Annotated in this window: 15 protein-coding genes and 2 pseudogenes; 8 read left to right on the top strand and 9 right to left on the bottom strand. The window is 59.7% G+C overall.

Translation table 11 applies throughout. The annotated features are described in order from the left end of the window. Window positions 1-22: 22 nt before the first annotated feature. Entirely contained in the window at window positions 23-1,222 is a 1,200-nt protein-coding gene (locus tag RI103_RS35110; protein ID WP_310818670.1) for a mandelate racemase/muconate lactonizing enzyme family protein, read from the bottom strand. A gap of 228 nt (window positions 1,223-1,450) precedes the next feature. Here RI103_RS35110 and RI103_RS35105 point away from each other — a divergent pair, with 228 nt between their 5' ends. The 4 genes from RI103_RS35105 (at window position 1,451) to RI103_RS35090 (ending at window position 6,244) form a co-directional block, all read left to right on the top strand. Continuing rightward, window positions 1,451-2,422 carry a hydroxyacid dehydrogenase gene (locus tag RI103_RS35105; protein ID WP_310818669.1) on the top strand — a complete coding sequence of 324 codons (972 nt, stop codon included), beginning with the start codon at window positions 1,451-1,453 and terminating at the stop codon, window positions 2,420-2,422. Window positions 2,423-2,689: 267 nt separating this feature from the next. Continuing rightward, complete coding sequence (locus tag RI103_RS35100) at window positions 2,690-3,424, top strand: GntR family transcriptional regulator (protein WP_310818668.1); 735 nt, start codon at window positions 2,690-2,692, stop codon at window positions 3,422-3,424. A 53-nt stretch (window positions 3,425-3,477) separates the two neighbouring features. After that, complete coding sequence (locus RI103_RS35095; protein WP_310818667.1) at window positions 3,478-5,214, top strand: ClcB-like voltage-gated chloride channel protein; 1,737 nt, start codon at window positions 3,478-3,480, stop codon at window positions 5,212-5,214. Window positions 5,215-5,521: 307 nt separating this feature from the next. Beyond that, entirely contained in the window at window positions 5,522-6,244 is a 723-nt protein-coding gene (locus RI103_RS35090) for an IS6 family transposase (RefSeq protein ID WP_409077041.1), read from the top strand. 113 nt (window positions 6,245-6,357) lie between these two features. On the opposite strand, the gene RI103_RS35085 is transcribed toward RI103_RS35090, so the two are convergent. The 4 genes from RI103_RS35085 to RI103_RS35070 all read right to left on the bottom strand — a co-directional run bounded on the left by RI103_RS35085 (window position 6,358) and on the right by RI103_RS35070 (window position 11,655). Continuing rightward, window positions 6,358-7,719: a 4Fe-4S binding protein gene (locus RI103_RS35085; protein ID WP_310819380.1), complete on the bottom strand. Its 1,362-nt coding sequence runs from the start codon at window positions 7,717-7,719 to the stop codon at window positions 6,358-6,360. 504 nt (window positions 7,720-8,223) lie between these two features. After that, complete coding sequence (locus RI103_RS35080) at window positions 8,224-8,547, bottom strand: hypothetical protein (protein WP_310818666.1); 324 nt, start codon at window positions 8,545-8,547, stop codon at window positions 8,224-8,226. 1,421 nt (window positions 8,548-9,968) lie between these two features. Beyond that, window positions 9,969-10,637 (bottom strand): GntR family transcriptional regulator, encoded by a 669-nt coding sequence (locus tag RI103_RS35075; RefSeq protein ID WP_310818665.1) that lies wholly within the window; start codon window positions 10,635-10,637, stop codon window positions 9,969-9,971. 16 nt (window positions 10,638-10,653) lie between these two features. Next, a complete protein-coding gene (locus RI103_RS35070; protein WP_310818664.1) occupies window positions 10,654-11,655 on the bottom strand; it encodes an asparaginase in 1,002 nt (333 codons plus the stop codon). 135 nt (window positions 11,656-11,790) lie between these two features. Here RI103_RS35070 and RI103_RS35065 point away from each other — a divergent pair, with 135 nt between their 5' ends. Continuing rightward, a complete protein-coding gene (locus RI103_RS35065; protein ID WP_310819379.1) occupies window positions 11,791-13,176 on the top strand; it encodes an MFS transporter in 1,386 nt (461 codons plus the stop codon). Between the two features lie 2 nt (window positions 13,177-13,178). After that, window positions 13,179-14,819: a carboxylesterase/lipase family protein gene (locus RI103_RS35060; protein WP_310818663.1), complete on the top strand. Its 1,641-nt coding sequence runs from the start codon at window positions 13,179-13,181 to the stop codon at window positions 14,817-14,819. Window positions 14,820-14,936: 117 nt separating this feature from the next. On the opposite strand, the pseudogene RI103_RS39805 reads toward RI103_RS35060, so the two are convergent. Then, a pseudogene (locus RI103_RS39805) lies at window positions 14,937-15,160 on the bottom strand (hypothetical protein); the annotation flags it as partial. 584 nt (window positions 15,161-15,744) lie between these two features. Here RI103_RS39805 and RI103_RS35050 point away from each other — a divergent pair. Continuing rightward, window positions 15,745-16,464 (top strand): IS6 family transposase, encoded by a 720-nt coding sequence (locus tag RI103_RS35050; RefSeq protein ID WP_310819378.1) that lies wholly within the window; start codon window positions 15,745-15,747, stop codon window positions 16,462-16,464. Window positions 16,465-16,546: 82 nt separating this feature from the next. Further along, window positions 16,547-17,573 (top strand): annotated as a pseudogene (locus tag RI103_RS35045) (IS110 family transposase). A 315-nt stretch (window positions 17,574-17,888) separates the two neighbouring features. Here RI103_RS35045 and RI103_RS35040 read toward each other — a convergent pair. The 3 genes from RI103_RS35040 to RI103_RS35030 all read right to left on the bottom strand — a co-directional run bounded on the left by RI103_RS35040 (window position 17,889) and on the right by RI103_RS35030 (window position 21,059). Continuing rightward, on the bottom strand, window positions 17,889-19,304 hold the full coding sequence (locus RI103_RS35040; RefSeq protein WP_310818585.1) for an ISNCY family transposase: 1,416 nt from the start codon (window positions 19,302-19,304) through the stop codon (window positions 17,889-17,891). Between the two features lie 355 nt (window positions 19,305-19,659). Continuing rightward, window positions 19,660-20,211, bottom strand: coding sequence for a 3'-5' exoribonuclease (locus tag RI103_RS35035; protein WP_310818661.1), 552 nt, complete (start codon window positions 20,209-20,211; stop codon window positions 19,660-19,662). Window positions 20,212-20,474: 263 nt separating this feature from the next. Beyond that, a complete protein-coding gene (locus tag RI103_RS35030; RefSeq protein ID WP_310818660.1) occupies window positions 20,475-21,059 on the bottom strand; it encodes a hypothetical protein in 585 nt (194 codons plus the stop codon). Window positions 21,060-21,068: the final 9 nt, after the last annotated feature.

The following is a 21,068-nucleotide window of genomic DNA, read 5'->3' as shown; positions in this document are numbered from 1 at the left end:
GGGGTGGGGCTATGCTGGCGCGTCAAAGTCCTATTGCGCCTCTGCGGAAAGCGTCTACGGACGCCGCCGCCTCGCGAATGCGCTCCCGCAATTCGGTCACGTTCGGTTCAATGCCGATTCCCGGAGCGTTTCCGAGACTTACCCGACCGTTGACAAGCGTGTCGAGCGGACCGTGCAGTAGGGTTCGAAGCGGATTCGGATTCGAATCAATTTCCAGCATCCCGTCCGCGCCAGTCGCCGCGAGCAGATGTGCGGAAGCAAGAAGACCGACGCCACCGCCCAGGTAGTGCGGGCAGTACGTAAGCCCGGCCGCCTGCGTTGCCCGGATGACCCTCAGACAGCCAGAAATGCCGCCCCACTTGGCGGCGTCCGGCTGAATGACCGCGAACGCACGCGACGCAATTGCAGCGTCGAAGTCATCATCGCCGGCGATGTTTTCACCTCCGGCGAGCGGCACGGGAGAGTTACCTGCCAGCGTTTGCCATTCGTTCAGCGGACGGTCGCAACGCAGAGGTTCTTCCAGCCAGCCAAGATTGAAGGGCGCCAGCAGAGGGACCATTGCGAGAGCTTCGGGCAGAGCCCACGCCTGATTCGCATCGACCATGAGCCGACGATTCGGGCCGATTATTTCCCGAAGCATTTTCAGATTGTTCACGTCCTGGTCAACGCCAAACCCGACTTTCAGTTTGAACGCCTCGTATCCTCGCTCGAGCTTCTCGGCAACAAGCTCCGCAGATCCGACCGGATTAAGGCCGCTGGCGTAAACAGGGATGTTGTCGGAGGAACCACCGAGCAGCTTCCAGAGCGGAAGGCCTGCCTTACGGGCGCGCAGGTCCCAGAGAGCGAGGTCAACCCCTGCGATTGCCTGCGCAAAAGGGCCTGGTTCGCCGGATTGCAACGCGAGCACCGCCGTGCCTTCGGTCAGGTTACGGAAAACGTCGGCGGGATGTGCGATGAGCCGGCCGGTGAGCATCGGCGCCAATATGGTCGACACGATGGCCGCGCGGTGCTCGGCGCCGCAGGCCGGAAAATTCGCCCAGATTTCACCCCATCCAGTGCAGCCATCCGAATCCGTCACTGAAACAAGGACGGCAGGACGGTCGTACATCGTGCCGAACGACGTGCGTACTGGAATTGAAATTGGACAGCGCAGAACGTGAACTTCGACACGTCTGACCATCAACGGCCCACCCTCAACTTCGATTTCATCAGTTCGCTTCATGTGGTGCAGGCCTCTGGATATGTCCAAGATTGATTTGTTACTAAAGTATCGTGTACCATACTATAAGACATTAAGCTTCTCAACCTTCTGTGACGTGGTCTCCGGGTTTACACCAGCGGGGATGGAGCGTTCCGGCGGTGAGCCTGCGTCTGCCGAAGCGCTTTTTATCTGACGCACTCGGCCTGAACGCGCGCGCTCCGCTAGAAAGCCTGTCTCTACGACGTATCGATGAATCAGGAAAGTCTGGAAATGAACGCATTGCGAAAAAAAGTGGTAGTCAGCGAGTTCATGGATTCACTCGCTGTTGATTCATTGCGAGAGCATTTCGATGTGCTGGACGACCGGACGCTCGTTGACGACCCCCAACGCCTTTTCGAGACCGTGCGGGACGCCGATGCAATCATCATCAGGAACCGGACGCAGATAAATCCGGCACTGCTCGAATGCGCGCAGCGTCTGTCTGTCGTGGGCCGTCTCGGTGTGGGGTTGGACAACATCGACCTGAAGGCCTGCGAGCAGCGGCAGGTCAGCGTCATTCCAGCGACCGGTGCCAACGCCCAGGCAGTCGCTGAATACGTGATTTCGACGGCCATGGTGCTTCTGCGCGGCGTCTACATGTCGTCCGCCGACGTAGCATCTGGGGTATGGCCGCGAGCGCAGTTGTCAAATGGCCGCGAGTTCGCCGGCAGCACGTTGGCAATAGTCGGTTTCGGTGGCATCGGTCAGCTCGTTGCGGGTCTGGCGACTGGGCTCGGTGTTCGGGTTCTCGCATTTGATCCGTGCTTGGCCGAGGACGCTCAGGCATGGCAACTGACGGGTGCGCGACGTGTCACCCTTGAGGAGGCCATCGCCGAGGCTGATGTATTGACGCTGCACGTTCCGCTTCTGGAAGAGACGCGCAACATGCTGGGCAAGGTTCAACTGGACAGCATGAAGCGCCACGCCGTTGTGATTAACGCGGCACGGGGAGGAATTCTGGACGAGTCAGCGCTCGCCCTCGCATTGCGTGAAGGGCGTTTGGGCGGAGCCGCACTGGATGTGTTCGAGGAAGAGCCTGTGCGCGACGGTTCCATCTTTGCAGGTTTGCCTAACGTGATACTGACGCCACACGTTGCAGGAGTGACGCTTCAGTCCAACGAGCGGGTCAGCACGCTGATTGCCGCCCAGGTGACAAAAGCTCTGCGCCAGAACAACGCCTGACACCTGCGTACGGAAGCGCGGTGGACCGCAATCAGACTGACATAAGTTTCGGGGGCGATTCGCGCTGCGGGACCCTGTTCCGGGAAAAGTTGACCTTGTTGGAACCGCACTCAGCGTTCGCGGTCTCCCGTTATCCGTTTGAGAGACCGTAATCTGACCTTCTGAAAGGTGATGCCTGCTGGCCGATAGCATAGGCCGAGCGACAATTCGTCTTGAGATGCGGGAGACGCTCTATAGTATAGGTTCTAAAGTCCATAAGTATCGATAATGTCGCGCGCCTCGTTGTCAAGTCCGGTTCCACTGTATCTGCAGATTGCTGACTCGCTTCGCGACCGGATTGGTCGCGGGGTCTGGCAGCAGGGCGAGGTCATTCCGACGCTTGAGCAGATTGCAGCCGAGTTCGATGTCGCGCGGGTGACAGCCCGCCAAGCCGTGCAATTACTGATGAGCGAGGGGACACTCATTCCTCAACGGGGAAGGGGAACCTTCGTCTGCGCGACACCGCCAATAATGAAGCCGGTGCAGGTCGTCACCACCCTGGAGGCGCTGGTCGAGATGTATCAGGCGACCAGTCAGCAGCCTCTCACGGTGGAGGAGAGCAGAAGGAAACCACCCGTCACCGCGACTGATGGAAAACTCGCGGAAGAGTACATGTACATGAAACGGGTGCATTCCTCAGATGGTCTGCCCTACTGCGTCATCTCGCTCTATCTGGAAGAGAACATTTTTTCGATGGCACCTGACAGGTTCCGCAACGAACTTGTCATCCCGGTTCTGGTGTCCCTCTCTCCGCGGCGCATTGCGAAGGCGAGGCAGACGCTGACTATCGGCAGCGCCGACGCAGCGACTGCACGTTTGCTGCGTGTACCGGCTGATGCGCCCGTAGCCCGGGTCCAGCGTGTTTTCAACGACGCCGATAACGTCGTTATCTACTACGCAGATGTCGTCTATAGGGGTGACGCAGTCAAGGTCGAAATGGATCTGGGAAGTCTGCCTTCCTAAGCTCGACGTATCGAAATGAGGGCGAAGGAAACCTCCGACTGCTACATAACAAAATGAACACGAACCCCTTCGCGTCTCTGACCTTCATCTGGAAAACACTGCGACAGCCGGACGGGCACGCGATGCTGCTCTGGGCGGTCGTTGCTGGCGTTGCGGGCGCGTCCGCCACTGCTGCTTTCCGGGAAGGTATCGACCTGCTACAGAAGTGCTTTGGCGGTGAGCCCGGCAATTTTGTCGAGATGGCCCGGCAGGTGCCCTGGCCCGCGCGGGTCGCGTTGCCAACGGTTGGCGGAATGATTGCTGGCGCCTGTCTCGTAATGGCGCGCCGCTGTTCTTCAAAGTCTGGTGCCGACTATATGGAGGCCGTCACGATGGGTGACGGTGTTGTGCCCGTCTCGCAAAGCATGTGGCGCAGCATCTCCTCACTTTTTACCATCGCGACTGGCGGCTCGATTGGCCGTGAAGGCTCGATGGTTCAACTGGCCGCGCTATGCTCGTCCATCATAGGACGCTGGGTGCGCTTCGACCCGGCACGTTTGCGCATGCTCGTCGCATGCGGTGCGGCTGCGGGCATCACCTCTGCATACAACGCACCTATCGCCGGCGCGTTTTTCGTGACGGAACTGGTGCTCGGTTGCATGGCGATGGAATGGTTTGGCCCGATTCTGGTCTCGTCGGTCGTAGCCAACATCACGATGCGCGAGTTCGCCGGCTACCGCCCGCCGTACCAGATGCCAGCGTTCCCAACCATCACCGGCATCGAAGTGCTGCCCTTCATCGTGCTGGGGCTTTTGTGCGGGGTACTCGCGCCGCGTTTTCTTCTGTTGCTTTCCGCGTCGAAGAAGGGCTTTGGCAAGCTACCGTTGCCTCTGCCGCTGAAGCTTGGACTCGGCGGCCTTATCGTCGGCGTCATCTCCATCTGGGCGCCAGAGGTCTGGGGTAATGGCTACGAGGTGGTGGACTCCCTGCTGCATCAGCCCTGGACGTGGACAGCGCTTCTTATCGTGCTCGTCCTCAAGGTGATTGCGACGCTGGCAACGGTCGGCACCGGAGCAGTGGGTGGCGTATTCACGCCGACCCTGTTCTTTGGAGCCGTGGTGGGATGCCTATTCGGGGTAGGCGTTCATGGAATCTGGCCGCACATGACCTCCGAGCCTTTCGCCTATGCAATCGTGGGGATGGGCGCATTTCTGGCGGCAGCCTCCAACGCTCCGTTGATGGCCATCCTCATGATTTTCGAGATGACGCTGTCCTACGAGGTCGTGCTGCCGCTCATGCTTTCCTGCGTCATCGCTTACTTCGTCGCGCGCAACGCGGAGCACGCTTCGATGTACGAAGTCACCATACGGCGCAACCGTGCGCAGAAGGACAGGCTGCGCCTCGCGGCTACACGGATGCGCGAACTCCTGAAGCCTGCCGAGACAGTCGTTACGCTCGAGGCGAGCGTTGAAGAGCTGACCCGCATGTTCCTCGACCATCCCGTGAAGTACGTGTATGTGGTGGACGAACAGCAGCGCTTTTGCGGCGCGGTGGCCCTTGAGGACCTCGCATCCGACCTCGCTTCGCCCCGGAGCACGGAGCGGATGACCGCAGCCGACTATCTCCATCCCGACTTTCATGTGCTTACTCCGGACATGACGCTAGGCCAGGCTCTGCAGCTTTTCCTCAATTTCCGTGGCGAACGCCTGCCCGTCATTGACCCGACATCCAAGTCCGCTCCAATTCTAGGAGTTGTTCACAAGACGTCGCTGCTTGACGCCTATGTGCGGATGAACCCCGCAATACACTGAACCTTGCCCACCGGCGGAAAGTCAGGTGGGCACGCTGTGCCTGGGATTGCGGTGTCGTTCACGGTTCGCTGGTCGGGACCGCTCTGGACGTTTCCCTATGGGGACCTGCACAGCCGCGTCTTTGAGCTGCAACTTTATCTCGTTGCCGCGATGGGCATTGCTTTACCTATCTGCGCCACGCAGGCACGCCGTAGCCGCCTCCTTGCAATGTTCCGTGACCTCGAGCAGCGATATCGGATACTGGCAGAGGCTCTGTCGCGCTAAGTGATTAGGGTAAACTGGGGCGACCTAAATTGAGACGACCACGATGGCTATGACGGGCAAGATGCCGCGTACGACGTTACCACCGGGAATCGCGAAGGTGATGAAGCGACTACATTACCCGCTGGACGTGATCCTACTATGTGTGCGGTGGTATGTGGCCTACTCGCTGAGCCTGCGTGATCTTGAGGAGAAGATGGCCGAACGGGGCGTGGAGGTCGACCATTCGAGCGTGCACCGCTGGGTCATCAAGCTCGTACCGTTGTTCGAGAAAGCCTTTCGCAAGCACAAGCGGCCAGTTGGCAAGAGCTGGAGAATGGATGAAACCTACATCAAGGTGCGCGGCCAGTGGAAGTACCTGTATCGCGCAGTGGACAAGGCTGGAAAGACCATCGATTTCCTGCTTCGGGCCCATCGTGACAAGGCTGCCGCCCGTCGTTATTTCGAGAAAGCCATGAATCAGAGCGACGCGCCTGAGACCGTTACCATGGACAAGAGCGGCGCCAATCTGGCCGCCATCCAGAACATCAACGCTGAATGGGAAGCGCCCATCGAGGTCCGTCAGGTCAAGTACCTGAACAACATTGTTGAACAGGACCATCGTGCCATCAAGCGCATCATCAACCCCATGATGGGCTTCAAGGATTTCCGGTGCGCCCGCATCATTCTGTCAGGCATCGAAGTGATGAACATGATCAGAAAAGGGCAAATGAAGGACCTCACCATCACGCAAACAGCGGCTGCTCAGTTCTATTCTCTGCTGGTGTAAGGAATCCTTACCACCAAAGAAATTTTCGCCTTTTCGGCCTTGTCGCGACACAACCAAAACGCGTAAGCACTCGACTGATGCGCATCTGACGCTCGGTGCGGATCTCGGGTAGCTCACCCGACCGGGCCTTGCCAGTGCCAGAACAACAGCCACCAGGCGCTATCAGCAATCGCGAGCGCAGCTGTAAAGCAGAGCAACGCGCTTGTCTGTATCAGCGGCTTCGTACTGTGACGGCGCACGACCCGAACCGCGAGCCACGCGCTCCAGAGATTGGCGAATATCAGCATCAGTAACCGCACGTGCCCGACCCATGGCACCTCGATATGCTCCGAGTACAGGATCGCCAGTGTCGCCACCGATGATCCGAGGAACATACCAATACCAGCAAGCGGAATCAGGGCCTGTGCCAAATGGTGAAGCCTGCTGGCTCGCCAAGGGCCGAGCATGCGCGCGCCGAGCGCGAGGACCGCCAGCAACGAGGTGCCGTAGACGAGCGCGGTGCCGATTATGTAAGCGATCCCCAGGCCGCCATGGAGCCAGGAAAACATCTTGTTACCGTCCGGGTAGTGCGCCAGTAGATACCACGGCGCATTGGTGCGCAATGGCCATAGAACATTGTGAGCGATCAGCCAACCGGTTAGCGTCTCCTGCAACTCAATGAACCACGGACTCACCGACCAGTGGAATGCGCCGATCGCGATGCCGAGCAGGCCGTACAGAATCAAACCGGTTTCCCACCCATTTGCCTGCTGTTCGCCAAGGACGACAACCTCGCTCGACGGCGAACGCCAACTCAACTTCATCGCATTGCGATGACCGCTGCATCGCGCGCACATATGGCATTCCGCATTGCCCTTCTTGTTGCGAAGCGGAACAAGCGGCGCACAGTTAACAGGGATCACCGACTGACCAGGCTTACCCGCCGAGTAGGACTCGCGCCACGCCGCTTCGTCTACCCGATAGTGAAGCGGTGCAAGGCGTGCAAGCAAGGAAAACACACCTTTGACGGGGCACAGGTATCTGCACCAGACGCGTTTCTCGCGACCGTACAGGTAACCGATCAGAACCGCCGAGCCGGTCGAGCCGCCGAGAACGAGCAATGCCGCTTTCGAAGAGTCGTGAACGCTGAGCATCTGACCGTAAATAGCCGTTGCAGCGAACGCGAAGAATGGCGAGCCTTCCCATCGCATCCAGCGAGGAATCGCCCAGCCTCGACCGTGTTTGCTGGCGAACTCCGACAACGTCCCCTCGGGACACAGCACGCCGCACCAGGTCCGACCGAGCAACACCATCGAGAGCAGTACGAACGGCCACCAGAGACCCCAGAACAGGAATTTCGCAAAGATAGTGAGGTTGTTCCACACATGCGCCGTCGCGGCTGGAAGCGGCATCATGGCGGGCGTGATAATCAGCGCGCCGTAAACCAGCACCACTATCCACTGGATAGTCCGGATCGCCTTTCCATTTCGCTGCATCAAGTGGCCAAACCGCGCTACGCGTGAGTCGCGAACAACTGTGTTTCCATCTGCTATGACAAGCGCGTCAGGAGTATCTTGACGTTGCTTCACCTGCGTCAGCCTTCGAAATCTACGTAAAAACGCGAGCATACCATCCTGGATTGGGGACGATACTGAGGGAGGTCGCATCGCGCCTCGTCGTCGTTGGCGTCCTGCTGACCAGCCGGATCCCGATCCGCCAGGAATCGACTTGATCCGCGGCCGTCAGCAAGCGGCCGAGCTCCGACCATTCGCGTTGCCACCCGAACTGTCACCTCCGGGCCGACTGCCGCCCGACACGGCGGACGCTCGCGGGACAACTTGGCGAGTGCGTAGTAACACGACACGGTCGCAAGTAGCTCGGTCTCACTCATGATCTGAGCAACGGCCAGAAAGCCAGGCACGCGCAAGGCGATGATCCGCGTAACGCCACAGACGTCGGTGCGTAACCAGGGGGCCTTGGGAATGCAAAGAGGTTCCGCATCATCTGTCCACGTATATGTTGTGAACAAACAGCGTCGATTCAGGCTTACGATCATGATCGATGTTGATCATGTCCACGCCGCCCGACAGGTTGTCCAGGAATTGCAGATTTGCGCGGGCGATGTCATCGTGCATCGCAGTCTGCAGGGCCTTGCGTGCGCCCTTGCCACTCACAGACGATCCAGTCGGCATTTGCAGAGGCGGTGCGTTCAGCGCCGGCGGGTTAGCAATCTGCGGTTGCGGGATCGACACGTTCTGGGCGTGACACGCGATAGGGATGCCGCACAACAATGTCAGCAGGGTTGGCAGTAAAACAGGCTTCACGATGGCCGTCCTTTCTCATTGGAACCATCCGATTATGGCTGCCGCGTCTGATTCGACAGTGACGCGTCCATTAAGAATTTGTTATCCGAAGGACAGACTCGTACTCGTGGCAGAGAAAAGCGACTTGGGTTTGACGAGAACGCAGTAGTTCGCGCTGTCCGGATTCGCAAGCGGAAGGACGTGCTCGTGGGAGGGAGCGTGAGACCACTTGTCGCACCGAAAGGTGGACAGTTAATTCGTCGTGAATCTATTTGCTAAGCAGTGCGTGGACGTCGAGCCGCTCGCGTGGCCGCATGAGACGCGGGCGCGTAGAACGAGGTTCTCGACCATTAGCACCGCAGGTAAGCCGCGTGCGGCACCGCGTGCGGCCACCGCCAGATTTCGTACGATTCGGACAATTACTCCAGCGCGCGTTCGCGCCAACGGATGAGCGCTTCGACGCGACAGGCGCTTGACGACCCTGACCCGCCCTTCGAAATGCGAGCATGCCATCGGGGAAATTTCCCGGTTCATGACCTGGGACTATGCCAAGGCGGACTGTGCGAGCGGGAATTACACGCCGTCCGTCTCCCGCTGACCCCTGACATCGGGCGAGCCAAACATGTTCACGCGGGCAACGCCTGCACGACCTATGACGGTTATGTGTCCGATATCGACGCGCTGGTGTCGACCAACCACCGCAGCGCGCAACTGGTCGCCTCGGCGGGTTTCGCGCCGCAGCCGTTACCAGTGGTCGGAGCAGGGTCGTAAGCAGCCAGCACACGACCGTAGCATCTGGCTGCAACTTCCAGTTCCCCGGTGCCCCCCGGGGATTTTCATTTGCAAAGGGGCTTTCCATGGGCCGTGCCCTCCTGGTACAAGCCTTCCAGGACGGTTTCGACGTGTTGATCAACCGGAAAGTCGTATGCGAGCATACGTGGCGATTACACCCCTAACTTTGGACAGGCAGACATGGATTTTCCGGAATGGTTAAAGGAGATTGCCCATTTCCCGGACGCGCAGCGTCGGATTTAGCTGGCGCCCCGACCCGTCAGAACCCGTTTCGCGACGATGCTGACGACCCCTTGGCGTCATTCGGGTCGCCGTGAAAGCAACGGCTGTTTCCAAGGTCCAACGGGCATTCGCTCGCATGGGTCGGCTGCCGCTTATCGGCCTTTGCCTACATCTGTCAGCACGGGCAATCGGGAAGAGGTCGTTTCCAATCCTTCATCGAAAATGTTCTCGCAATACCTGCCCGCGGGACTGAAACGTGCCAAGCTTGACTGAGTTGCACGCCGCACAACAAGTACAGGGATGGTCGCCTTCATTTGCAGCGTCAGACGACCTCGGTCAGAGGGACATGCACTTGGGAGCAAGGGACCGTATAGACCCCAGAGAGGGGCTAGGTCAAGCCCCTTGGGTTTCGCGAGCACCACGTCAAATCACCCGGCGTCGACACGGATGGCGCGCTCGATAATGCGCAGCGTTATCTCGAGATGTGAGTGATTCAGCCGCACCGCCGACGCCAGATTACGGGCGCGAAAGTGACTGAGGATCTGCTCATGCTCTTCGTTGCTTTGTTCAATGGCCTGGTTGCTGTATAGCAGCGAGAGGGCAATATACGGCATGGCGGCGGCACGCAATCCTTCAAGGATGTGGGCGAGCCGGCTGCTCGCCTGCGGCGCCCAGAACACTGAATGGAACTCCTGGTTCAGGCGTGTCCACTCGTCGACCTCCGTGGTCGCGCACATGCGCGCGTGCACGCTGGCCGCATGCTCGAGTCGAGCATCGTCCAGCAGCGCTAGCGTGCGCTCAATCAGCAGCGGCTCCAGCACCATGCGCAGGCGATAGATTTCCCGCGCATCGTCAAGGGTGAGGCCGCGCACCACGGCGCCACGGTGGGCGTCGAAAACAATCAGCCCTTCCGTGACGAGGTCGCGCAGTGCTTCACGCACCGGTGTCGTGCTGACGCCCAGCCAACTGGCAATTTCCTCCTGGCGCAGACGTTTGCCCTCGCTCATGCGTCCCATGAGAATTTCCGCGCGCAAGGCTTCGAGAACGTACTGATGGGCGGTACCTGGTCGTTTCTTTTCTTGCGGACTGGGCGTCATCACGTTTCTCGGCGGGCTAGAGGTTGCGCATTCTACCGAAACTGGCGAATGCCTTACGAATCTCCTCGGGGGCGCTTCCGGCCGCCAGCAGTGCCCACAACAATAGGCGAGCCTTGCGCGGGCCGAGCCAGCCGGCAAGGATCGCGCCGCGTCGGCGCAGGTCGATCTCGGACCCTTCGAAACCGTAGGTGCGCTCAGTGGTGCTGCCCGCGCCGGTGCGGCTGGCGATGACCACCGGATACGCGGGCGCCAGCATGCCGATGCGTTTTGCCATCGCAAACGAAACGTGGCCGACGCCGAACGCGGCGATGACACTGCCCTGATATCCCGCCTTCACGGCGAGATCCAGCAACTCGCCGTCGTCGCCGAGGCAGCTTTCCAGCAACGCGACGCGCATGCCCGCATCGCGCGGTTGGGCGAGTGTCGTGCGCTGGCCGGGCGCATGAAAATAATGCGGACTGCCCTCGACCATCGCCCCGGCCGGGCCGGCACCGGGCGAAGTAAAGGCATCGACCGCCAGCGCGTGGGTCTTTTGCACCCAACGGGCAGCATGGATCGTGTCGTTCATCACCACCAGCACACCGCGTGCGCGGCTTCCGGCGTCCGCTGCGACCGTCACCGCTGCGCGCAGATTAGCCGGGCCATCGGCACTGACAGCCTCCGCAGCGCGCATGGCGCCGGTCAGTACCAGCGGCTGCGGGTGAGGCCAGTACAAATCCAGTAGAAAGGCGCTTTCTTCGAGCGTGTCGGTGCCTTGGGTCACGACGACTCCTGCCGCGCCTTGAGCGACCTGCTCGTCAGCCCATCGCAAAACTTCGAGCAGATCGTCGAACGACAGTGACGGACTGGGCAATTGCCGCAACGTTTGAGCTTCGAGCTGGGCGACGGCGCCCAGGTTGGGAATGGCGTCGAGCAACTGCTGCGCGGAAAGCTTGGGCATGACGCCGTCCGACTGGGCGTCGGGCGCCATGCAAATGGTTCCGCCTAGCGCGGCAACGGCAACACGGGGAAGTGCCATGGATACTCCTTTGTCAAAGAATGCTTAATTGTTCATTGTGCATTTTATAAAATATATAATATTATCATTCCGCCCGGAAATACTGAATTTCCCCACGATCGTAGACGCGTGGCCGCCGACCCCAGCCCTGGTCGGATGCGTCCGACAACCCGAATGCTGACTGGAGACCTTACGCTTATGCCGCAATCCGTTGGACACACGCGCTTTCGCTACACGATCTTTGCGCTCATGGTGTTGATCACGATAATCAACTATATCGACCGTGGGGCGCTGTCTTATGCTGCCAGCCTGGTCACACATGAATATGGACTCGACAAGCAGTCGTGGGGCGCGGTGCTGGGGTACTTTGGCTACGGCTACATGTTTGGGGCATTGGTAGGCGGCGTGCTGGCCGATCGCCTGGGCCCGCGCCGCGTTTGGATCGTCGCCGGGGTCGCCTGGTCGATTTTCGAGATGGCCACCGCTTACGCCGGCGACCTCGGACTTGCGCTCATGGGCGGCTCGGCACTGGCCGGCTTCGCGTTCATGCGCGTGTTGTTCGGCTTTGCCGAAGGGCCGGTGTATTCCACGATCAACAAGACGATGTCCGCCTGGGCCACACGGAAAGAGCGGGGCTTTGCGATTTCCATCGGCTTGCTAAGTACGCCTCTGGGCGCGCTGCTGACTGCACCGGTTTCCGTGGGGTTGCTGATGCTCACAGGCAGCTGGCGCACGATGTTCATCGTCCTCGGTGTGGCTTGCCTGATTGCGCTTGTGGTGTTCATGCGGGTGTTTACCGATCGCCCGGACAACAATCCACGGGTTGGCGCCGCAGAACTTGCCGCCATTCACGAGGGCCGGCCGGTGGCAGCGACCGCAGCCGATACGAATGCCGCGTATCCGTGGTGGGCCTTCTTCACCAGCCGGACGCTGGTCCTGAATAGCGTGGGTTACTTCGCGTTTCAATATGTCAACTTCATGCTGTTGACGTGGACGCCGAAATATTTGCAGGACGAGTTCCATTTCAACCTCTCGTCGCTGTGGTACCTCGGCATGATTCCCTGGGTCGGCGCCTGCTTTACCGTGCTGATGGGCGGTCGCCTGTCCGACTGGCTGCTCAAGCGTACCGGCAAGCTGACGATTGCCCGGAGCCGTTTCGCCGCGACCTCGCTGCTGTTGACCACGCTTTGTTTCCTGCTGATTTCGCGGGCGAGCAACCCGGTGACCGTCATCGCCCTGATGGCGTTGGGCAACGCGCTGAATTCACTGCCCAACTCCGTGTTCTGGGCCGTGATCATCGATACCTCGCCGCAGCAGCGTACCGGCACGTATAGCGGTATTACAGCCTTTCTTGTCAACACCGGAGCGGTGCTGGCACCCACGTTGTCGGGCTATCTGTCGGCCCGCTACGGTTACGCTTCGATGTTCCTGGCCACGGGGGCAGTGACGGCCACCGGCATGCTCGCGATGCTGCTGGTGCGTCCTGGCGTCGGACCCAAGCCGCGCGTCACGGTTTCGATCCCGAGCCAAACGGCGGTCTGATCATGAAAGGCGGCATCGCCCGTGGCGATGCCACTGGGAAGGGCACCGGCATGTTGCCCACGTTCGCCATCCGTGGTGCCTATGCGGCAACGGGAGCAACGGGCACCACTGCAGAGCCAATCGTCGAAACCACGAGCGGCAAGGTGAGCGGTGCGCGCCAAGGAAAGGGTTGCAGCTTCAAAGGTATTCCGTACGCCGCATCGACGGGGGGCGCCAACCGATTCCTGCCGCCTCAAGCGGTGAAGCCTTGGGGCGGTATCCGCTCTGCGCTGGCGTACGGCAACTCAGCGCCGCAAAACGCGGAGGAGCCCACGCCATTGACCGGCTGGTACGTATCGCTCGAGCCAACGAGCGAAGACTGTCTGTCGCTCAACGTCTTCACGCCACAATTGAAGGACGGCACGCTGCGTCCGGTAATGGTATGGCTGCACGGTGGCGGTTGGGTCACTTGCGCGGGCAGTGCGCCCGGTTTCAACGGCAGCGAGCTGGCAAGCGCCGGTGATGTGGTGATCGTGACCGTGAACCACAGGCTCAATGTGTTCGGCTATCTCTCGCTAGCGGGTAGCGATGAGCGGTTTGCCGACGCGGGCAACGCGGGCGTGCTGGACATGGTCGCGGCATTGCGGTGGGTCCGCGACAACGTGGCAGCATTCGGTGGCGACCCGAACAACGTCACGATCTTCGGGCAGTCGGGCGGCGCGGCGAAAGTGGCGGCGCTCTTGCAAATGCCGGCCGCCAAAGGCCTCTTTCACAAGGCAATCGCGCAAAGCTGCTCGGGCGGACTACGCCTTACCGGCCCCGATGAAGCCGCCGGGCAAGCCGCTCAGCTCGCGAGCAAGCTCGGTCTCGCACGGGCCGAGGGGCAAGCTTTGCAGCGGGTGCCGGCCGCCCGGCTGCTCTCGGCAATGAAAGAAATCAGCGATCCTTTCCGGCCCATGCTCGACGGCCGCTCCTTTACGCGCAACCCCTACGATCCCGACGCGGGCGCGCTTGCGCATGGCATCCCGCTCCTGATCGGCAATGCGGCGACCGAGACGACCTTGATGCTCGCGCGCGACCCGAACAATTTTTTGCTGGGGATGCCCGAAGTTGAGCGGCGGGTCGCTCGCTATCTGCGCGTCGCGCCGGCCGCCGCGCGCACCGTGGTCGAGGCTTACCGTTCGACGTTGCCAGGCGCCTCGCCGACTGACGCGCTGGCGCAAATCACCACCGACTATATGTTCCGCCGCAACACTGTCGAAATCGCGGTACGCCAGGCGACCCGTGCGAGCGCGCCGGTCTATGCCTACGTGTTCGACTGGCGCACGCCGGTAATGGGGGGCGTGCTTCATTCGCCGCACACCGCCGAGGTGCCGTTCGTGTTCGGCACGGTCACGACGGCCGCGGGGCTCGTCGGCACCGGCGAGGACATTGCGCCGCTCACGCGCCAGATGATGGCGACCTGGGCGGCGTTCGCGCACACCGGAGATCCGAACAACGCGCTGCTGCCCCACTGGCCGCGCTTCGATCAGGAGCATCGCACGACGATGCTGCTCGATCGCGACAGTCGTGTCGCGAGCAACCCGGGCGGCGAGGCGCGGGCCGCACTGGCGGGCCTGCCGTACTATCAGTACAGCATGCCATTGAATTTCGCTCGCGCATAGGCGGGGGCATGCCGGACGGGCGTGCGAGTCAGCTTGTCCGGCGCAAGCAAACTGCGGCACGAGTCATCCGTAAACCGCGGGAAAAGTGACACCGAGTCGATCTCGATGCGAGAAGGCGAGGTCCTCGCCGATCTCCCTGGCCAGCTCGTCAAACAGGATCCCGTGCTCCTCGAGTTCGCCGACGATCGCCTGCTTTTTGTCGGCGTCGCTCCAGGCCTGCAGGAATGCGTCGAGCGAGACTAAACACTTGCCGATCGTGATGCGCGTGAAATCGCGCAGCGACCCGGTGATCAGCTTGCCGTCCGGCCCCGGTACTGCATGCGTTCGTTGGCCACGTACACGGCGGGGTCTCGGCGTCGACGTAATCGTCGAGATACTCAGGTAGCAACGCGAGTTGCTCTCGCACCACGCTTTCGATGAATCGTTTCATGGGCCACCATCGGAAAACGTGTTGACTAACTATGGCAATCAACAAGTTTTCACATAACCTCCATTTGGACTCTAAACATGAACGACTGCTTTCCGCCCATCATGTGCCCGGGATAACCAGACTTCGATGGATCTCTGATCACAGTAGGTGTGCGAAAGGCAGAACCCGACCCAGGGTGTGTGGAAACCCGATGGCACTACAATGCGACGCGTGACTGCTGACCCCAGCGGTGCGTTTGACCGCCTTTGCGACTATCACGGCGCCGACGAGAGGGTGTACCCCTCTGATACGTTCTGACGAGTTGAAGGGCTTGGGTTCAGGACTTACGGGGTGCTCATGCACCCACCAACCGCATCGCCTTCATCGTCTTCTTGAAGCCCAGGATTCTCAGCACTCGAGTGAAATTGTAGGCGAGTACGTTCAAACTGGCTCTGGTGCAAATAGGGATGACGAGATCGGTTAGAGTTGTCGAAACAAACGAACTGATGGCTGATGATGAGCAAGCTGAAGACTAGGGGTGGGTTGTTGGATGGGCGGCATTTTGATCGTGAGATCATCATTCTGTGTGTGCGTTGGTACCTTCGTTACAAGCTCAGTTTGCGTGATCTGGTCGAGATGATGGCCGAGCGGGGTTTGTCGCTGGCGCACACCACGATCCTCCGTTGGGTGAAGCGTTTCACGCCGGAGTTCGTCAAAAGCTGGAACCGTTTCGGCACGCCCGCAGGGCGGTCATGGCGTGTCGATGAAACCTACCTGAAGATTCGCGGCAAGTGGGTCTACCTCTATCGGGCAGTCGATCGGTCTGGCAGGACAGTGGACTTCATGCTTCGCGTCAAACGTGACGTAACAGCAGCAAAAGCGTTTATCAGGAAGGCCATTAAGCATCAGGGCCATCCGCCGCTCACGATCACGCTCGACGGCTATGCTGCTTCGCACCGGGCCGTGCGCGAGATGAAGGCTGAGGGCTTACTTCCTGCCGGCACCGAAGTTAGATCCTCGAAGTATCTGAATAACCTGATCGAGCAGGACCATCGGAACATCAAGTCGCGCACGAAGGTTATGCTTGGTTTCAAGCGATTCAGGAGCGCTGCGACCACGATTTCAGGAATCGAGTTGATGCATCGCATTCGCAAGGGGCAGTTCAATCTCGCGAAGCTCGGCCTCAAGGATGCCACTACGCCCGACGTCTGGAATGCCGTCCTGTTCAATCGATAAGGCATCCATACCACTTATAAACGTCTCGCCAAAACATCCTATTTGCACCAGAGCCGTTCCGTCCAAGGTAGAGGAGAGCGCCATGAACGAGATCACGCTGGTCGGCATTGATCTGGGCAAGCACGTCTTTCATTTGCACGCGCAGGATGCGAAGGGTAGCGAGGTGTTCCGCAAGAAGCTTTCGCGCTCGTACCTGCTTCCGTTCTTCAGCAATGTCAAGGCGGTCACGGTGGTCATGGAGGCTTGCGCTGGTTCGCACTGGCTGGCTCGCAAACTTAACGCGATGGGGCACGTTGCCAAACTGGTTTCGCCGCAGTATGTGCGGCCTTTCGTGAAGAGCAACAAGAACGATTTCGTCGACGCGGAAGCGATCTGCGAAGCCGCATCACGGCCCTCGATGCGCTTCGTCGAGCCTCGAACGGAAGCGCAGCAGCTTCTGGCGGCGTTGCACCGCGTGCGCGAAAGTCTGGTAATCGAACGCACGGCTACCATCAACCGCATTCACGGGATACTGCTTGAGTTTGGAATCGTGATTCCTTTGTCGAAAATTACGCTACGCCGGCTGCCTGACGCGCTAGCGGTACACGACCTGGCGCCGCGGCTGATCCAGATCATTCACCGGCTTCATGAGCACTATCGCTATCTCGATCAGCAGGTTGCCGATGTCGAGCGGGACCTGACCGCACAACTGCGCGAAGACGAGAACGCGGCCCGGCTGCTATCGATTCCCGGAATCGGGACCATTACGGCGAGCCTGCTGGCTTCAGAGGTGGGTAACGTGGCGCAGTTCGCGTGTGGTCGAAACTTCGCCGCGTCGATAGGTCTGGTGCCAAGGCAGCACAGCACCGGCGGCCGAAGTACCTTGTGTGGAATCAGCAAGCGCGGCGACAAGCATTTACGCCATCTCCTTGTCCAGGGTGCGCGAGCCCGTCATACAGCGTGCAGATCAGCGCACTGACAGGCTCGGCGCGTGGATCCGGTCGATGCTGACGCGACGTCACTCAAACGTTGTCGCCTGTGCCGTCGCCAACAAACTTGCACGGATCGCCTGGGCTGTGCTGACAAAGCACACCGCATACGATGCTTCGCGTTTTGAGTGCGAGGTCTGAATTTCGTTTCACCAACAAGGTTTTGCGACTGCTGGGAATTTGATGGTCCAACGGCACAGCGACCGGACGAAGAACCTGACAAGTTGTACAGCTCAAAGCAGCTGCCGACATTCTAAGGATCGACCGGTGCGGTTTTCATCGCGGAACATGGATTCCGGATAGATTTGCGCAAGCCACACGAACGTCAAAACCAGAGGTTGCAAAATTCGGGCTGGCCATAGATTACAACTTTGCTGTAACACAAATGTCGAGGCTGGTTTTAAATGTCCGGGTTTAAACTTTTTAGAAATGTCCGGTTTTGAGGTTCAGAAATCTCTATGTTAGAGGGCTTTTAACTACCGAGCCAACCCGCATTCCGGCAGTTCCCAGAATCGCTTCATTCAACTGCTCCCGGGTCAACTCGCGTTGCGTGCGGGTGCCCACCTTGCGCTCCTTCGGCCGCGGCGCTTCACCCTGGTTCGTTCTCGATGGCGAGCCTGACGCACGCCGGTCATCGCGCTGCGACTGGATCACCTGCGCCATCTGCAACGTGTGTCCCAGCCGCTTGTTGTCGACCACCGCGGCCTGGTCAATCTCCGAGAGCCGGTCGTAGCGGACACAGGGCAGGGCAGCGCCATTGACCCGGATCTCGATGCGTCCGTCCGGATACTCGAACACGTCCAGATAGTTGTGAATGAGGCTGCGGTTTGCCACCGTGTCTTCCAGCAGATAGATCACCCGGTCATACTGCACCGTCAGCACCTTCGACACGCGCCGCGGCACGCGACACGTCAGGATCAGGTCAAGATCGTCATCCGCCCGCAGCGGCCGGTGCGCATCGAACGTGCTCCTGGGCACCTTGCCGAACCGGCCGTTAAAGTCGGCAATGAAGTGGGGCGCGTAAGCGTTGGCCGCCTCCTTCGTGCTGATCCCACGCAGCCGCAACTCCTTCACGAGGCGATCCTGCAACGTCAGATTGGCGCGTTCCACGCGACCCTTGGCCTGGCTGCTATTGGCGCAGAACGTATCCACATTCAGCTCGTATAGCGCGCGGCCAAACTGCGTCACGCCCTTGCCAGGCGTCACGGAATGACTGTTGCAATGAAAGACGCTGGCCTTGTCGCTGTACAGCGCCACCGGCTTGCCATGCTGCTCAAGGTATGCGCGCATCGCCTCGAAGTAGCTGAAGGTCGATTCGGTCGCCGTAAAGTGCAGTGCCATCAGCCGGCCCGTTGCATCGTCGATGAACACCAGCAGCGTACAGGCCGGCGCGCGTTCCTCGAACCACCGGTGATCGCTGCCATCGATCTGCACCAGCTCACCCAGGCACGCACGGCGGTTTCTCGGCTGATGTAGCTTCGGTGGCCGCTGTCTGCGGGGAATCCACAGCCCGGCCTCACGCATCCAGCGCCGCACGGTTTCCTTTGCCAGCATCACGCCATGACACTCGGCGAGCTTCTCGCACGCCAGCGTTGGCCCAAAATCAGCATAGCGCTCGCGCACCAGCGCCATCGCGCGCGCCCGCAGATCCACCGGCAGTTCGCGGTTGCTGGGCTGCCCACGCCGCGCCGAGACGAGCCCGGCTGGTCCAGCGGCCTCGTAGCGCCGCACCAGCCGGCTGACCTGACGCTCACACAGTTGCAGCCGTTCAGCCGCCAGTACGATCGTCAGGCGATGCTGGACGACCGCCTCGATGATCTTCACGCGCTCGAGCTCGTGCATGCTGATCGTGATGAATCCACGTCCGTTCATGGTCGGGCTCCGGGCTGGCTGTGATGCCGCAGCATGCGCCACAGCAGCCAGCCCGGAGCAGGAAACCGGACATTTCTAATGAGCCAGAACCGGACATTTCTAAAAAGCCCTGACACAAAAAACGGTGATAATTAACATTATGTCAAATTAACGTTGCGGTTGAACCCGCACGCCGTTCTGCAGTGCTCGTACGTAAAGTTGTCATGTAAGGCTACGCAATCGCGTCCAGAAAATGACAAGCAAAGTTTTTCGTGTTGAGCGGACGCCTTTACGTCCTTTTTTTGCTCCACAAATTTTTCGCACCTTGTGCGGATGCTTTTGCGTAGTTGTGACAGGCGTTCCATCTTGCCACTCCTCAACGTTTTTTCCCGGATCCGGCTTTTCGCGCATCCATCCATGCCAACCATCCGCGGCGATATGCCCGGGCGTCAGCCAAAGCATGGTGAAGCCGCCGGTCGGTGTCATAGTGAGCGGCGACAGAGCGGTCGTATACGGTCGTATCAATGAGCGGCCGTAGATCAAAATAGGTTGACGCGAGATTAGCGGCCCGAGGCGAACCGAGCAAGTCGAGCAAAAAATTGAAGTCCGTTGCCGAATCGCACGCCGCTTGCACCTTGCGTGGAGACTCTGCAAGCCACGCACGTAGTTCAGCCCGGGCTGGTGCGGTTGCACGACGCGGGCCGTCGAGCAGCGGCAGAACCTCTCGTTTCACGAATTCGGTACAGTCCGCTACGCGCCATGTATCAGCAATTTCCACGTAAAACTCACGTTTTCCGTCTTCTGTCACAAGCGCAAGACTTATGAGTTGAGGAGCGGCTTGCTCATATCCTGTGTACTCGGTGTCTAAAAAAAGCAGCATATCTAGCGAGGTTTTGCGTTTCCACGGCCCGGCGAAAGAATACAACACGTCTTTTTGTCATCGGGATGCCCTTTTTCCATACCCTACTCTAGAAACGCCGCAGTCGAGATGGTTTTACACACCTGCTGTAGCCGGACTAGATGTGTCTCGGGGGCGGCGTCAAAAAAGTTAGATTCCCGGAGCCTACCGTTGATCCACCGCGACGTGCTCTCCTGCATTTTCCTTGCGTCTCATCTCCTAGCACTCGTGCGGCAGCTACCCTCGTCTTCCGGTTTGGCTTACGACGGTCGCACCAGCGCTTTTCCGATCTTTTACTGTCTGCCTGTTGGTTTCTCCGTCGAAGGGGCCGGAGTAACCCACTCAACAAGTGCCTTTCCCAGTTTCGTGCTGGCAACCGTCATCCCGGCTCCGAAGATCACCACACACGCCGCAGCCAAAGTTACGTACCACGTCACCGGGACGTGAGCCAGTAACCAACCAATCGTCACCTTTTCGGGAACCGCGAGCGGCAACGGTCTAGTGGAAACTTCTGCGGCTGGCCTCGCGTCCTTGTCCCGTGCGGCCGGCTTGACCTTGGGATCGCCATACTTATCGAAACGGCCGATCGCAAGCTCAAGTTCTGCGACAGTGTCGTTCATATCGTCGTCAAACTTTGCTTGTTGCTCACGCGCGGATATAGAGCCGTAAGCCATTACCTGAAAACTGCGGCCTTCGATACCGCAAGCAATGTCGTACCGGAGCCGATTGATGCGGTGGATAAGTTCTTCTGTTTCGTGCCGCCATCGTCGGAAGCTCTCGCTTTTCAGGCTGCGTTCGTCCGGACGAAACTCCCTAGCTCGCACCACCAATTCACGTAGTTCGTCAATGAATGCGGCGTAGTCGAACGCTGTAGACATGTGGCTTTT

The organism is Paraburkholderia sp. FT54 (assembly GCF_031585635.1).
Taxonomy (GTDB): domain Bacteria; phylum Pseudomonadota; class Gammaproteobacteria; order Burkholderiales; family Burkholderiaceae; genus Paraburkholderia.
The sequence above is the reverse complement of the archived record's forward strand: the minus strand, read 5'-3'. Positions and strand labels throughout refer to the sequence as shown.

Excerpts from the sequence above, each read along its gene's own strand:
- RI103_RS35085 (WP_310819380.1), bottom strand. The coding sequence starts at position 7,719 with ATGCAGCGAAATGGAAAGGCGATCCGGACTATCCAGTGGATAGTGGTG.
- RI103_RS35090 (WP_409077041.1), top strand. The coding sequence starts at position 5,522 with ATGGCTATGACGGGCAAGATGCCGCGTACGACGTTACCACCGGGAATC.
- RI103_RS35105 (WP_310818669.1), top strand. The coding sequence starts at position 1,451 with ATGAATCAGGAAAGTCTGGAAATGAACGCATTGCGAAAAAAAGTGGTA.
- RI103_RS35040 (WP_310818585.1), bottom strand. The coding sequence starts at position 19,304 with ATGAACGGACGTGGATTCATCACGATCAGCATGCACGAGCTCGAGCGC.
- RI103_RS35100 (WP_310818668.1), top strand. The coding sequence starts at position 2,690 with ATGTCGCGCGCCTCGTTGTCAAGTCCGGTTCCACTGTATCTGCAGATT.
- RI103_RS35065 (WP_310819379.1), top strand. The coding sequence starts at position 11,791 with ATGCGTCCGACAACCCGAATGCTGACTGGAGACCTTACGCTTATGCCG.
- RI103_RS35095 (WP_310818667.1), top strand. The coding sequence starts at position 3,478 with ATGAACACGAACCCCTTCGCGTCTCTGACCTTCATCTGGAAAACACTG.
- RI103_RS35060 (WP_310818663.1), top strand. The coding sequence starts at position 13,179 with ATGAAAGGCGGCATCGCCCGTGGCGATGCCACTGGGAAGGGCACCGGC.
- RI103_RS35075 (WP_310818665.1), bottom strand. The coding sequence starts at position 10,637 with ATGACGCCCAGTCCGCAAGAAAAGAAACGACCAGGTACCGCCCATCAG.
- RI103_RS35050 (WP_310819378.1), top strand. The coding sequence starts at position 15,745 with ATGAGCAAGCTGAAGACTAGGGGTGGGTTGTTGGATGGGCGGCATTTT.
- RI103_RS35070 (WP_310818664.1), bottom strand. The coding sequence starts at position 11,655 with ATGGCACTTCCCCGTGTTGCCGTTGCCGCGCTAGGCGGAACCATTTGC.
- RI103_RS35110 (WP_310818670.1), bottom strand. The coding sequence starts at position 1,222 with ATGAAGCGAACTGATGAAATCGAAGTTGAGGGTGGGCCGTTGATGGTC.
- RI103_RS35030 (WP_310818660.1), bottom strand. The coding sequence starts at position 21,059 with ATGTCTACAGCGTTCGACTACGCCGCATTCATTGACGAACTACGTGAA.